Here is a 13,170-nt window from a genome sequence, read left to right on the forward strand (position 1 = left end):
TTTTTTCGATTCCTGCGTGCCGTCAGACGGCTGAAACTCAGACGTTCTTGCGGTTGTCGATGCTGAAGGCGCCAGCGCCGGCAAAGACGAGGTAGAGGAAGATGAAGCAGTAGAGGATCGCCGCATCGCCATTGTTGAGATTGGGGAAGAAACTCTGCTTCGCGTGGATCATCCAATATGCATAGGCCATCTCGCCGGCCAGGATGAAAGCGACGGGGCGGGTGAAGACGCCGAGCAGGATCGCGAGGCCACCGAAGGCCTCGAGAATGGCTCCAAACCAGAACAGCGAGAAGAGCGGCGGCAGGTTGAAGCCGGCAGGCGCAGGGAAACCGAAGAGCTTCTGGGTGCCGTGGGCAATGAAGATCAGCGCCACGACGATGCGCAGGATACCCAGCGCGTAGGGAGAATAGCGATCGAGGAAGTTGAAAGTCGGCATCGGGTCTCTTCTCTTCAGTGCTTGTTGCAGGGCGGAATGCTCATTCGGCCCGAGGGCCGACACGTCATGGCGTTTCCCGTCGTTATCGGCCTTTTTAAGCATCGGCTCTTGAAGCCTGATGACGGATTGTCGCAGGCTTCGCAATACGAGCAGGCTGCAGAGCAGCCTTTGCAGGATTACAACACCTTCACGTTGCCGCGAGCAATTCGGGCGACCGGGCCGGCGCACCCTTAACCACCCCTTAAAAGCGCCATGTTTCACTCCTGTTTGAGCCGGGCCGTACCTTGTAGGGGTACGCAGCACTGAACGGGACAGAATGAACGACCGGACGAGACGGGCTGAGCGGCGCGAGCCGTCCTTCGAACGCGATCGAGGCGACAGCCGCGACGATTTCGACATGCGCCTGTCAGCCGATGACCGGCCGACGCGGGGTCAACGCCCCCAACCGCGCCAGGAGGAGCACCGCGAAGTGCCAAGACGCGACAAACGCAGTGGCGGCGGCAAGGGCGGCGCAGGCAATGGCGGCGGACGCCGACGCGGGCGCCGGGGACGCTCCCTGCTGGGCGGGCTGTTCTACTGGACGATGGTGCTCGGCCTGTGGTGCGCGATCGGGCTTGGCGGGCTCATCGCCTATCACGCCGCGCAATTGCCGCCGATCAACCAGCTGACCGTGCCCAAACGCCCGCCCAATATCGCGATCCTCGCGGCTGACGGGACGCTTCTGGCCAATCGCGGCGAAACCGGCGGGCGCACCGTCACCATCGGCGAGATCCCGCCCTATCTGCCCAAGGCCTTTGTGGCGATCGAGGACCGGCGCTTCTACGAGCATTTCGGCATCGACCCGATCGGGCTCAGCCGCGCCGTCGTGAACAATCTGCGCGGGCGCGGTGGCCTGCAGGGCGGCTCGACGCTGACGCAGCAGCTCGCCAAGAACCTGTTCCTGACCCAGGAACGCACTGCCGCCCGCAAGATCCAGGAGGCGATCCTGGCGCTCTGGCTGGAGCGGACCTACTCCAAGGACCAGATCCTCGAGCTCTATCTGAACCGGGTCTATTTCGGCTCCGGCGCCTATGGCGTCGAGGCAGCCGCCCAGCGTTATTTCAACAAATCGGCGCGTTCGGTGACTGTCGCGGAGGCGGCGATGCTGGCCGGCCTCGTGCAGGCGCCCTCGCGCCTTGCGCCCAATCGCAATCCCGATGCAGCCGAAAAGCGTGCCCAGCTCGTCATCGCCGCCATGGCCGACCAGGGGCTGATTTCGCAGTCGACGGCCAAGACGGCGATCGTCGCACCGGCCGAGGCCGCTGAACGCGTCGGTGCCGGCTCCGTCAACTACGCCGCCGACTATGTAATGGATGTGCTCGACGACTTCATCGGCGCGGTCGAAGGCGACGTCACCGTGCTGACGACGATCGATCCGAAACTACAGGCCTCTGCCGAGACGGTTCTGGTCGAATCCCTGGCCGCGCAGGGCGCAAAGCAGGGCGTCTCGCAGGGTGCCGTGGTCTCGATGACGCCCGACGGCTCGATCCGCGCCCTGATCGGCGGGCGCGACTACACCAAGAGCCAGTTCAACCGCGCCACCGCGGCCAAGCGCCAGCCCGGTTCGGCCTTCAAGCCCTTCGTTTACCTGACCGCGCTTGAAAAAGGCCTGACGCCCGACACGATCCGCGACGATTCGCCGGTCTCGATCAAGGGCTGGCAGCCGGAGAACAACAGCCGGACCTATCGCGGCCCGGTGACGTTGCAGACCGCCTTCGCGCATTCGCTGAACACCATCGCGGTGAAGCTGAACCAGGAGGTGACGCCGCGCGAGGTCGTGCGCACCGCCCAGAGGCTCGGCATCTCGTCGGCGCTCCAGGCCAATCCGTCGCTGGCGCTGGGCACGTCCGAGGTGACCCCGGTCGAGCTCACGGCGGCCTATGCGACCTTCGCCAATGGCGGCCAGTCGGTGTTGCCCTATGTGATCCGCGAGGTGAAGTCGCTCAACGGCAAGGTGATCTATGCGCGCAAGGGCTCGGGCTTCGGCCCCGTAATCCAGCCGCAGACGCTGTCGATGATCAATTCGATGTTCCACGAGACCATGGTCAGCGGCACCGGCAGCAGGTTCAACATCCCCGGCTGGGAGGTTGGCGGCAAATCGGGAACGACGCAGGATTTCCGCGATGCCTGGTTCGTCGGCTTCACCTCGAAGCTGGTGACCTCGGTCTGGCTCGGCAATGACGACAACAGCGCCATGAAGCGCGTCTATGGCAGCGGCCTGCCCGCCGATGTCTGGGGCAAATACATGAAGGCCGCCCATGCCGGCATGCAGCCCAGCCCGCTGCCCGGCGGCCTCTGGCATGGCGCGCCCAAGACGATCTTCGACAATGGCGCGCCGGTCGCCGGTGTCAGGCCGCCGGCCAATACGCAGACGGCCGACAGCGATCGCGCCTGGGTTCCGCCGGCACCGCAGGAGCGGAATTTCCTGGAACGGCTGTTCGGCGGATAGAGCATCGGCCGGAAAAGTGGAACGCGGTTTTCGGGAAAGTCGATGCTAAAACAATGAGCCCCTTCAGGATTTCGCGGCGCGAATGCTGCGGCTCGCCTGGAACAGGATGAAGGCCGCCACGCCCAGCGTCGACATCACCGCGGGCAAAGGCAAAGCCGAGCCTTTGAGCAGGTGGCCGACCAGAAGTCCGACGCAGGCCGAGAGCAGCATCTGGCAGAGCCCGTTGAAAGACGAGGCCGCGCCGGCTCGATCGGGAAACGGCATCATCGCGGAGGCCTGTGCCTGCGGCATGGTCAGGCCGACGCCACAGGCATAGAGCGCCATCGGGACGACGACGCCCAGCGGCCCGGCAAAGGCCGTGGCGACGCCGCCGAGCATGGCGAGGCCGCCCAAGGCGAGGCAGGTCACGCCGATCGAAATCACTCCGTCCATGCCGAGGCGGCCGACGAGGCGCTGGGCGATAATGGTGCCGAGGATGTAACCGAGCACGGCAAAGCCGAAGGAAAAGCCGTATTCGACCGGCGACAGGCCGTAGATGCCGATCAGCACGAAGGAGGAGCCCGAAATGAAGGCGAAGAGGCCGGCATAGGCAAGCGCGGTCAGCGCGACATAGACCCGGAAGGCGCGATTGCGCAGCAACGTGCCGAAGCCGCGAAAGATCGAGACGAGCGAGAGCTTGTCGGGCGAGCGGGCACGCAACGTCTCGGGCATGATCAGGAGGATGACCGCGCCCAGCGCCACGGCGAAGAGCAGCGAGGCGATGAAGGTCGAGCGCCAGCCGAACGCCATCTGCAGGACGCCGCCGATCACCGGCGCCACCGCAGGCACCAGCCCCATGATCATGCCCATCCGCGCCAGTTCCCGACCGGCGCGCGGCCCCTCATAGAGATCGCGCACCATGGCACGCCCGAGCACGATGGGTCCCGACGCGCCGATCGCCTGAAAGGCACGCCCGAGCGTCAGCATCTCGATCGAGGGCGCAAACGCGCAGGCGAAGGTCGCGACGAAGAAGATGCCGAGTCCGGCCAGCAGGACGGGCCTGCGGCCGAGCCGGTCCGACAACGGCCCCCAGACGATCTGCCCGGCCGCAAAGCCGAACAGAAACGAGGACAGCGTCGCCTGGGCGCCGGCCACATCCGTGCCCATCACGCGCACGATCTCGGGCAGCGAGGGCAGATAGAAATCCGTCGAGAGCGGGCCAAGCGCCGTCAGCATGGCGAGCACGGCGGTCATCGCCAGGGTATCGGGGCGCAGTTTCATCGTTGTCGCGGCCTGTGTTGGCTCAAAACCACGCCGTCATCCTGGCCGCAGCGAAGCGGAGCGCCGGGATCCATCATGGGGCGTCGTCGAATTCCATGTTGGATTCCGGATCAGCGCGGCTTCGCCGCTTGTCCAGTATGACGGCTTGGCTTCGTGGATAAGCCGCATCCCTCTAGGCTTCGAGCGAGGGGGTGTCGAGTTCAGCCGTAGCCGTGCAGGCCCGCCCCGTGCCGCTTCAGCCAGCTCTCCGCCTCTTCCGTGCGCGGGCAGAGCTTGTGGGTCAGCGCCCAGAAGCGATGCGAATGGTTCATCTCCTTGAGATGAGCCACCTCATGGGCCGCGAGATAGTCCAGCACCAGCGGCGGCGCGAGGATCAGCCGCCAGGAGAAGTTCAAATGCCCCTGCGACGAGCAGGAGCCCCAGCGGCTGGTGGTGTCGCGGATGGTGATCTTGCGGGCGGGAATGCCAAGCGCCGCCGTGTGCCTGCGGACAGCCAGCTCGAGCTCCTCCAGCGCCGCGCGGCGCAGGAAATCCTTGATCCGGCGCGCGACATGAGCGGTCTCGCCGGCCACCGCGATGATCGGGGCGCCGTCCTTGTCGGTGGTCGCATGGGTGACGCCGCGCGCTTTCGACCAGTGCACGATGCGGTGCGGCACGCCGCGAAAGGGCACGGTTTCGCCGGGTTCGAACGGCACTGCCAGCGGCCGCTTGGCCACGCGCGCCGCGATCCAGCCGCCATGATTCTCGGCGAATTGCTTGCCAGCGTCGAAATCGGCGCGCTCGGGCAGCGTCAGCGTGATCTCGCCCGTCGCCTGCGACACGCGCAGCGTCATGCGGCGCGCGCTCGCCCGTCGCTTGACCGCGACGGGATAGAGCATGCCGGCATGGGGAACCTCGATCCGCTCGGGATCGGGCTTGCGCTTGAACAGGGAGACCCGCATCGCCTGCGATTGTGCGAGATTCGCAGGCGATACGGAAGGGGTCAGCCCGCGATCTTCAACGCGTTGCGGGCGTCGGTCACGCCGGCATCGCGGCGACCCTTGGCGGCCTCCATGTCGAGGCTGACCATGAAGTCGGAGATGCGCGGCGCGATCTCGGAGCGGAAGCGCGAGCCGTTGAAGACGCCATAATGGCCGACGCCCTTCTGCAGATAGTGGACGCGCTTGTCGGCGGGGATGTTGGGGCAGAGATCATGGGCGGCCTGCGTCTGGCCGACGCCGGAGATGTCGTCGTTCTCGCCCTCGACAGTCATCAGCGCGACGCGCCTGACCGCCTTGAGGTCAACAGGCTTGTCGCGATGCATCATCGTGCCCTTGGGCAGGGAGTGCTCGACGAAGACGGTCTCGACCGTCTGGAGGTAGAACTCGGCGGTCAGGTCCATCACCGCCATGTACTCGTCGTAGAAATCGCGGTGCTTCTCGGCGGAATCGCCGTCGCCTCGGACGAGATGCTTGAACATATCGTAATGGGCGGTGACGTGGCGGTCGAGATTCATCGCCATGAAGCCCGACAGCTGCAGGAAGCCGGGATAGACCTCGCGGAAGAAACCCTGATGCGGGAAGGGCACCTTGGTGATGCAGTTGGCGCGGAACCAGTCGATGCCGCGATCCTGGGCCAGCTTGTTGACCTCGGTCGGCGAGCGGCGGGTGTCGATCGGGCCGCCCATCAGCGTCATCGACCGCGGCGCGGAAGGGTCGTTCTCGGCTTCCATGCGGGCTATCGCCGCGATCACCGGCACCGCCGGCTGGCAGACTGCCATGACATGGGTGTCGGGGCCGAGCGTGTGCAGCATGGCGATGACGTAGTCGATATAGTCGTCGAGATCGAAGCGGCCGGCCGAGAGCGGCACGAGGCGGGCATCTGTCCAGTCGGTGATGTAGACTTCATGACCGGGCAGGAAGGCCTCGACCGTGCCGCGCAGCAGCGTGGCATAGTGGCCCGACATCGGCGCAACCAGCAACACTTTTGGCTGCGGCTTGCGGCGCCCCTCGATCTTGCGGTCGAAATAGACCAGCCGGCCGAAGGGACGCTCCCAGACGACACGCTCCTCGACGGCAACCTTGATGCCGTTGATCGTGGTCTCCGGCAGATCGAAGGCGGGCTTGCCATAGCGCCGCGTAGTCCGCTCGAACAGCTCGCAGGAAGCCGCAACAGTGCGGCCGAAGGGCGTGTAAGTCAGCGGGTTGGCGGGATTCTTGAAGGCGAGTTGCATGGCATCGGACAGACCCCGTGCGGGGCTGACCATCATATGAACCGCTTCATAGGCATGATAGGCGAACGACATGGGAGCCCCGTACATGCAATCGTGATCCTTCCGGCGGCGCAACATATGATGACGCACCGCAACAGGTAACGCACCGTACGTTGATTTTGTTCTCATTCAATCCGGCGAAAGACTAAGATTTCGCTTTGATGCCGATCTGCCACATGAAATTTCCCTCAGAGGCGTTCCCGCCAGAAGCGAGCCGCGTCGTGCTACCGCCTGATTTCTCCGCTCCGGCGCTCGCGCGCTCGAACCGGCATATCCGCCTGGACACACTGGTGCGGCTGCGCTGGCTCGCCATCGCCGGCCAGAGCCTGGCGGTGACCGGCGTCCATTTCGGCCTCGGTTTCGGGTTGCCTTTCGGCTGGTGCTTCAGCGTCATCGCGGTGTCGGCCTGGCTCAATATCGCGCTGCGCATCCGCTTTCCGCTCAGCCACCGGCTCAAGGCGGGCGCGGCCACCGCACTGCTCGGCTTCGACATCGCCCAGCTTGCGGCGCTGCTCTATCTCACCGGCGGGCTGCAGAACCCGTTCTCGATCCTGTTCCTGGCGCCGGTGATGATCTCGGCGACGGCGCTGCCGCCGCAGCGCACGCTGCTGCTCGGCGTGCTGGCGATCGCGCTGGCCACGCTGCTCAGCACCTTCTACCTGCCGCTGCCGTGGTCGGGGCCCAATCGGCCGGTGCTCCCGCCGTTCTACCAACTCGGGAACTGGGTCGCGCTCGTGCTCGGGCTCAGCTTCACCGGCATTTATGCCTGGCGCGTCGCCAAGGAAGCGCGCGACCTCTCCGATGCGCTTGCCGCCACGGAGCTCGTTCTGGCGCGCGAACAGCACCTGTCCCAGCTCGACGGCCTTGCGGCCGCCGCCGCCCATGAGCTCGGCACGCCGCTCGGCACGATCGCGCTCGTCGCCCGCGAACTGACGCGGCTTGCCCCCGCCGAGGGCGAGATGGCCGAGGACATCACGTTGCTGCGAGAACAGGTCGAACGCTGCCGGGGCATCCTGGCAAAGCTCTCGAACCTGCAGGACGACAATGCCGGCCCGCTCGACCAGCTCTCGCTGCGCCTGCTGATCGAGGAAGCGGCCGGGCCGCAAAGGCCGTTCGGCGTGCCGTTCGAGATCACGATGAACGGCGAGAAGCCCGAACCCGTCTGCCGGCGTAATCCCGGCATGATCTACGGACTCGGCAATATCGTCGACAATGCCGTCGACTTCGCCCGTTCGGGCGTGGCGATCAGGGCCGATTGGACGCAAAGTCATGTCACGCTGACGATTGCCGATGACGGGCCGGGTTTCCCGCCCGACGTGCTGCTGCGAGCCGGCGAGCCCTATCTGTCGCGCGGGACGAGCGAGAGCCGCGCCGGCGGCGGCCTCGGGCTTGGACTGTTCATCGCAAAAACCCTGCTGGAACGCGGCGGCGGCGCGATCGAATTCTCCAACCTGCCCGCTCCCGCCAGCGGCGCTTCGATCAAGATCGTCTGGCCCCGCGCCGTGTTCGAGGCCGATCTACCGTCGATGGGGGGTACAAACCCGGAAGTTTCGGGACTACATGGGGTTAGCTGACCCGCATCCACATCCGTGATGCGCTGCGCGCCGAGCCGCGCTACAATTCCGCCGGGAAAGCCCGGCGGACGGAGAATATGATGCAGGATACGCTGAGCGAGACCGACCCCGCCGTGCCCGCGACGGACATGTCCCTGTTGCTGGTCGATGACGACAGGCCGTTCCTGACCCGGCTCGCCCGCGCCATGGAAGGGCGCGGCTACACCGTGCGGATAGCGGATAGCGTTTCTGCCGGCCTTGCGGCCGTCGAAGAGGACGCCCCGGCCTTCGCCGTGATCGATCTGCGATTGGGCGACGGCAACGGCCTGGATGTCATCGCACGGCTGAAGGAGCGGCGCCCGGATGCGCGCGGCGTCGTGCTCACCGGCTATGGCAACATCGCCACCGCCGTCAGCGCCGTTAAGCTCGGCGCCTTCGATTTCCTGGCCAAGCCGGCCGATGCCGACGAAATCCATGCGGCGCTGGCCGCTGCGCGCGATTCGCGCCCGATGCCACCGGAAAACCCGATGTCGGCCGATCGCGTGCGCTGGGAGCACATTCAGCGCGTCTACGAACTCTGCAACCGCAATGTTTCGGAGACCGCCAGACGGCTCGGCATGCACCGCCGCACGCTGCAGCGCATCCTGGCCAAGCGCGCGCCGCGCTAAATCCTAGACGCCGGGATCCTCGAGCAGCGCCAGCCGTCCCGCCGCCAGCTTCGCGAAGGCGATGGTCAGCGCCTTGCGACGCGCCGGGGCCAGTGGGTGCCTTGGCGGCTCGCGCAGAAGCTGCCCGCCATAGGCGTCGGCCACGATCAGCCCGACATCCTCGGGCAGGATCTCGGCGGGAAACTCCGGCGCGACCGCGAACAGGAAGCCATCGCAATAGTCGCGGTAATCGGGCCATTTGCCGTCGACGCGGTAATCTGCGATGCCGGATTTGACCTCGACGACCAGAAGCTCGCCCGAGGGCGAGAGCGCCACGATGTCGCCGCGCCGGCCATTGGCAAAGGTCATCTCCTTGACAATCGCATAGCCGCGCTCGCGCAGATGGCGGCCGGCGCCACGGCAGACTGCGCGGGTGATGTCGGGCCGCGCAGGGGGCGGATTGAGAACGGAATCGGCGAGGGACATGGCTCCATGTTCTCTCTTTGTGCTCGCACTGGCAAGTCCCGCTACGCTGGAAATCCGATCACGCGACCCATAACATGGCCTTCCCCCTAGGCTTTTGCGCGGGCTCGACTATGGTGCCGCCGCCTTGGAAACCGCTCTCGCCCCCCTTCTGATCGCGATTGTCGCCGCCGCTGCCGCGGCGTGCCTTTGCGTGCTGCTGCGCCCGTTGCTGGTGCGCTACGCGCTGGCGCGTCCCAATGCGCGCTCGAGCCATCGCGTGCCGACGCCGCAGGGCGGAGGCATCGCGGTGCTTGCCGGCGCCTTCCTGGCGCTCGGGCTGGCCGTTCTGCTGGTCCCGATGCCGGCACCCGAGCGCAACGGCCTGCTGCTGGTGGCGTCGGCCGCGACGCTGCTGGCCATGGTCGGCGCCTGGGACGATATCCGCCCCCTGCCCGCCAGCACCAGGCTCGCCCTGCAGGCTGCCTGCGTCGGGCTCGTGCTGTTCTATGCCAGCCCGGAACTGCGGCTGTTCCCCGAACTGATGCCGCTGGCCATCGAGCGGGCCCTCGCTCTGCTGGCCGGTGTCTGGTTCGTCAATCTCGTCAACTTCATCGATGGCATCGACTGGATCACCATCGCCGGCATCGTGCCGCTGACGGCGGCGCTCGCGCTTGCGGGACTGTACGGCGCCCTCGATCCCGCCAGCGCCCTGCTGGCAGCGGCGCTCTGTGGCGGGTTGCTCGGCTTCGCGCCGTTCAACAAGCCGGTGGCGCGGCTATTCCTGGGCGATGTCGGCTCGCTGCCGATCGGCCTGCTGACGGCCTATCTGCTCTACCGGCTCGCCGGCACGGGGGCGCTGACGGCGGCTCTGATCCTGCCGCTCTATTCCATCGCTGACGCCACGATCACGCTGCTGCGTCGGCTGGCGCGCCGCGAAAAGGTCTGGGAGGCGCATCGGTCGCATTTCTATCAGCAGGCGACGGTCAACGGCTTCAGCGTCAGGGAGGTCGTGGCGCAGGTCGCGCTGCTCAATCTCGGCCTCGTGGTTTTGGCCGCGCTCAGCATTCGGGTAAGCGGTCTTCCGGCTCAACTCGGCTGTCTCGGCGTGGCGATACTGTTGACCGCGATCCTGCTGCGCCGCTTCTCGCGGAGGCGCCTCGGCCTTGGCTAACGCTCGCGTCCTCGTCACCGGAGCCAGCGGCTTCATCGGCCCGCATGTGGTCGCGGCGCTGCTGGCGGCGGGCTATCGCGTCCGCGTGGCCCAGCGCCACCCTGCGCCCCCGCCAGCAGGCGTGGAGGCCGTCCTGGTGGGTGACCTCGCAACGCCCGTCGACTGGGGCGCAGCAGTCGAAGGCATCCGCCATGTCGTCCATCTCGCCGGCCTCGCCCATGCCGGCCCCGGCCTCGACGACGCACTCTACCGCCGCATCAACACGCAAGCGACGCTCGAGCTCGCGGAAGCGGCAAAACGCGCCGGCATCGCGCGCTTCGTCTACATGTCCTCCATCAAGGCCCAGACCGGCGCCTTCGACGGGCCTCCGATCCGCGAGACCGACCCGCCTGCGCCCGAGGACGCCTATGGCCGCTCGAAGCTCGCTGCCGAACAGGGTCTCGCCGCGCTCGATCTGGACTGGCTGTCGCTGCGCCCTGTTCTGGTCTACGGGCCGGGCGTGAAAGCCAATATGGCCGCACTGCTCCGGCTCGCGAAGCTTCCTGTGCCTTTGCCGCTGGGTGGGCTGACCGCGCCGCGCTCTCTGCTGGCGGTCGAGAACCTGGCCGAGGCGGTCGTCTTCGCCCTGACGCCCGACTGCCCTACCAGACAGGCTTTCATCGTGTCGGATCCGGAACCGGTCAGCGTCGCGCAGATGCTGACGGCGATGCGCGCCGGTCTTCAGCGACGACCCGGGCTCATTCCTATTCCCGCCGGCTGGCTCCGGGTTGCCGCACGCCTCACCGGCAAGGAAGAGGCTTTCACAAAGCTCAGCGGCAGTCTCGTCGCGCTGCCGGACGGCCTGCTCAGGGCCGGGTGGCAGCCACGGGTAGAGGTCCGGACGGCGCTGGCGCGATTTGCGGCTGCGCAACTTGGGACTGCGCAACTTGCGGCGTCCGCTGACGCAGGCTGAAATCGGGGATCGCCTCGTCCAGCACCGCATCGGCCGCAATGCGGTCATCCGCCTTCACGGCCGCATCGAGCCGCGCGAGCCAGCCCTGGATTTTGGTGCGCCCGGCAAAGACGGGCTTGGCCGCCATGACGCCGTCGAGCCCGGTCTCCGCCATCGGCTCATCGCGCGCGAACAGGATCTCGTTGAGGCGTTCGCCCGGGCGGACACCGGTGACCGCGATCTCGATATCCTCGCCCGGCTCGAAGCCGGCGAGCCGGATCATGCGCTCGGCCAGATCCATGATCTTCACCGGCTGGCCCATCTTGAGGACATAGACGGCGGCACGCTCGGCTTCCGGCCCGTCGGAGCGGGCATGGGAGGCCGCCGTCAGCACGAGGTCGCAGGCTTCGCGGATCGTCATGAAATAGCGGATCATGTCGGGGCTGGTGACGGTGATCGGCCCGCCCCGCGCGATCTGCGCCTTGAATTTCGGCACGACCGAGCCGGCTGAGCCCAGCACATTGCCGAAGCGCACGGCGACGAGCCGCATGCCGGCTGCCGCCGAAACGAACTCGGCATCGCGCGATTGCGCATACATTTCGGCGAAACGCTTGGTCGCACCGAGCATGGAGACCGGCTCGATCGCCTTGTCGGTCGAGATCAGCACGAAGGTTCTGGCATTGGCCGCGATCGCCGCATCGGTGACGACGACCGAGCCGAAGATGTTGGTCTTGATGCCTTCGCTCCAGTCGGCTTCCAGGTAAGGCACATGCTTCAGCGCGGCGGCGTGGACCACGATATCAGGGGCAAAGTCGCGAAAAAGCGGCACGATGCGCGCCTGATCGCGGACATCGGCCAGCGCGCCGGAGACGCGGGTCTCATGCGCCTGCGCGATCAGTTCTTCGGTAATCTGGAAGAGCGCCGGCTCCGAACTCTCGACGATCAGCAGCTCGGACGCGCCGAAGGCGGCGCAGCGCAGGCAGATCTCGGAGCCGATCGAGCCGCCGCCACCGGTGACGATGACGCGCTTGCCTTTCAGAAACGAGCCGAGCCGGTCGCGATCGATCTTGATGGTCGAGCGGACCAGCAGGTCCTCGATTTCGAGCGGCGCGATTTCGGTGTCGCGCGCACCCTCTCCAAGCGAATCGACGCGCGAGATCGGCAGAGCGAGCTTGCGCGTACGGGCCAGCCATTTATCCGGCTCGACCTCGGGCAGGAGCGCGCTCGGCGTGGCAACGATGCGGCGGAAGGCCTCGCCGCGCTCGGCAGCGTCAATGGCCACCGTTTCGATATCGGAGAGCAGCCCAAGCACGGGCACGCCGCGGATCGACTGGCCGAGATCGTCGGCACGTGGCGACAGGATGCCCGCCGGCCGAAGCTTGCGCATGGTGCCGGCCTCCATGGCGCGGATCACCATCTCGATCTCGACGCCGCGACCGAGCAGCAGCGCCGGCAGGCTGGCATCGCGTTTCGCACTGGTCTTCGAGCGAGAATATTTGAAATAGCGGTAGGCGAGGCGCGGACCGCCGAGCAGCGCGTTCTGCAACAGCCAGTAGAGCGCGATGCTGATCTTGCCGAAATAGAAGGCGCCGTAGAAATCCGGCGCGACCAGCACATAGTCGACCACCAGCAGCGTCAACGTCAGGATCGAGACCGCTTTGACGATGTTCGACAGGTCGGGCAGCGAGGCGAAGCGCCATTTCGAGCGGTAGAGCGAGAAAAACCAGTAAACCAGCCCGGCATAAGCGACGAAAAAGGGCAGGAAGCGCGGCAGATAGCGCAGATGCTCCGTGAGCTGGAAGCCCTCGAAGCGGACAACGAAGACAAGCCAGATCGCCAGCGCCGTGACCACGAGATCGTGGAGAACGACGGCGATCTTCTTGATATTCTGTTTGGGCAAAAGGGCCATGCAGGCGGGGTATCCCGCTCCCTCAGTGGCTTGTCAACGCACGCGCCGCGATCGGCGCG

Annotated in this window: 11 protein-coding genes; 5 read left to right on the forward strand and 6 right to left on the reverse strand. The window is 66.4% G+C overall.

The annotated features are described in order from the left end of the window. Positions 1-37 precede the first annotated feature (37 nt). Positions 38-436: a DoxX family protein gene (locus C4S73_RS13905; protein WP_103873099.1), complete on the reverse strand. Its 399-nt coding sequence runs from the start codon at positions 434-436 to the stop codon at positions 38-40. Positions 437-752: 316 nt separating this feature from the next. Here C4S73_RS13905 and C4S73_RS13915 point away from each other — a divergent pair, with 316 nt between their 5' ends. Next, positions 753-2,924, forward strand: a complete 2,172-nt coding sequence (locus tag C4S73_RS13915; protein ID WP_103873101.1) for a transglycosylase domain-containing protein — start codon at positions 753-755, stop codon at positions 2,922-2,924. Positions 2,925-2,987: 63 nt separating this feature from the next. Here the strand turns inward: C4S73_RS13915 and C4S73_RS13920 are convergent, their stop codons facing one another. The 3 genes from C4S73_RS13920 to C4S73_RS13930 all read right to left on the reverse strand — a co-directional run bounded on the left by C4S73_RS13920 (position 2,988) and on the right by C4S73_RS13930 (position 6,483). Then, positions 2,988-4,184, reverse strand: a complete 1,197-nt coding sequence (locus C4S73_RS13920; protein WP_103873102.1) for a multidrug effflux MFS transporter — start codon at positions 4,182-4,184, stop codon at positions 2,988-2,990. A 200-nt stretch (positions 4,185-4,384) separates the two neighbouring features. After that, positions 4,385-5,125: a M48 family metallopeptidase gene (locus C4S73_RS13925; protein ID WP_103873103.1), complete on the reverse strand. Its 741-nt coding sequence runs from the start codon at positions 5,123-5,125 to the stop codon at positions 4,385-4,387. A gap of 41 nt (positions 5,126-5,166) precedes the next feature. Continuing rightward, entirely contained in the window at positions 5,167-6,483 is a 1,317-nt protein-coding gene (locus C4S73_RS13930) for a polyhydroxyalkanoate depolymerase (RefSeq protein ID WP_425290347.1), read from the reverse strand. 128 nt (positions 6,484-6,611) lie between these two features. On the opposite strand from C4S73_RS13930, the gene C4S73_RS13935 reads away from it, so the two are divergent. Further along, positions 6,612-8,009, forward strand: a complete 1,398-nt coding sequence (locus C4S73_RS13935; protein ID WP_103873105.1) for an ActS/PrrB/RegB family redox-sensitive histidine kinase — start codon at positions 6,612-6,614, stop codon at positions 8,007-8,009. 80 nt (positions 8,010-8,089) lie between these two features. Further along, positions 8,090-8,656 carry an ActR/PrrA/RegA family redox response regulator transcription factor gene (locus tag C4S73_RS13940; protein WP_146071354.1) on the forward strand — a complete coding sequence of 189 codons (567 nt, stop codon included), beginning with the start codon at positions 8,090-8,092 and terminating at the stop codon, positions 8,654-8,656. A 3-nt stretch (positions 8,657-8,659) separates the two neighbouring features. Here the strand turns inward: C4S73_RS13940 and C4S73_RS13945 are convergent, their stop codons facing one another. After that, positions 8,660-9,121, reverse strand: a complete 462-nt coding sequence (locus C4S73_RS13945) for an MmcB family DNA repair protein (protein WP_103873107.1) — start codon at positions 9,119-9,121, stop codon at positions 8,660-8,662. Positions 9,122-9,245: 124 nt separating this feature from the next. Here C4S73_RS13945 and C4S73_RS13950 point away from each other — a divergent pair, with 124 nt between their 5' ends. Further along, positions 9,246-10,271, forward strand: coding sequence for an MraY family glycosyltransferase (locus C4S73_RS13950; protein WP_103873286.1), 1,026 nt, complete (start codon positions 9,246-9,248; stop codon positions 10,269-10,271). Next, a complete protein-coding gene (locus tag C4S73_RS13955) occupies positions 10,264-11,223 on the forward strand; it encodes an NAD-dependent epimerase/dehydratase family protein (RefSeq protein ID WP_103873108.1) in 960 nt (319 codons plus the stop codon). The genes C4S73_RS13950 and C4S73_RS13955 overlap by 8 nt, the downstream gene beginning before the upstream one ends. On the opposite strand, the gene C4S73_RS13960 is transcribed toward C4S73_RS13955, so the two are convergent. After that, a complete protein-coding gene (locus tag C4S73_RS13960) occupies positions 11,117-13,111 on the reverse strand; it encodes a nucleoside-diphosphate sugar epimerase/dehydratase (protein WP_244595593.1) in 1,995 nt (664 codons plus the stop codon). The two genes, C4S73_RS13955 and C4S73_RS13960, sit on opposite strands and share 107 nt — an antisense overlap. Between the last annotated feature and the right edge of the window lie 59 nt (positions 13,112-13,170).

Origin of the sequence: Allobosea lathyri (assembly GCF_900108245.1) — a bacterium.
In the GTDB taxonomy this organism is placed as follows: Bacteria; Pseudomonadota; Alphaproteobacteria; order Rhizobiales; family Beijerinckiaceae; genus Allobosea; species Allobosea lathyri.

Bases quoted from the DNA above. Each gene is read 5' to 3' on its own strand.
- C4S73_RS13905 (WP_103873099.1), bottom strand. From the start codon at position 436: ATGCCGACTTTCAACTTCCTCGATCGCTATTCTCCCTACGCGCTGGGT.
- C4S73_RS13915 (WP_103873101.1), top strand. From the start codon at position 753: ATGAACGACCGGACGAGACGGGCTGAGCGGCGCGAGCCGTCCTTCGAA.
- C4S73_RS13920 (WP_103873102.1), bottom strand. From the start codon at position 4,184: ATGAAACTGCGCCCCGATACCCTGGCGATGACCGCCGTGCTCGCCATG.
- C4S73_RS13925 (WP_103873103.1), bottom strand. From the start codon at position 5,125: ATGCGGGTCTCCCTGTTCAAGCGCAAGCCCGATCCCGAGCGGATCGAG.
- C4S73_RS13930 (WP_425290347.1), bottom strand. From the start codon at position 6,483: ATGTACGGGGCTCCCATGTCGTTCGCCTATCATGCCTATGAAGCGGTT.
- C4S73_RS13935 (WP_103873105.1), top strand. From the start codon at position 6,612: ATGAAATTTCCCTCAGAGGCGTTCCCGCCAGAAGCGAGCCGCGTCGTG.
- C4S73_RS13940 (WP_146071354.1), top strand. From the start codon at position 8,090: ATGCAGGATACGCTGAGCGAGACCGACCCCGCCGTGCCCGCGACGGAC.
- C4S73_RS13945 (WP_103873107.1), bottom strand. From the start codon at position 9,121: ATGTCCCTCGCCGATTCCGTTCTCAATCCGCCCCCTGCGCGGCCCGAC.
- C4S73_RS13960 (WP_244595593.1), bottom strand. From the start codon at position 13,111: ATGGCCCTTTTGCCCAAACAGAATATCAAGAAGATCGCCGTCGTTCTC.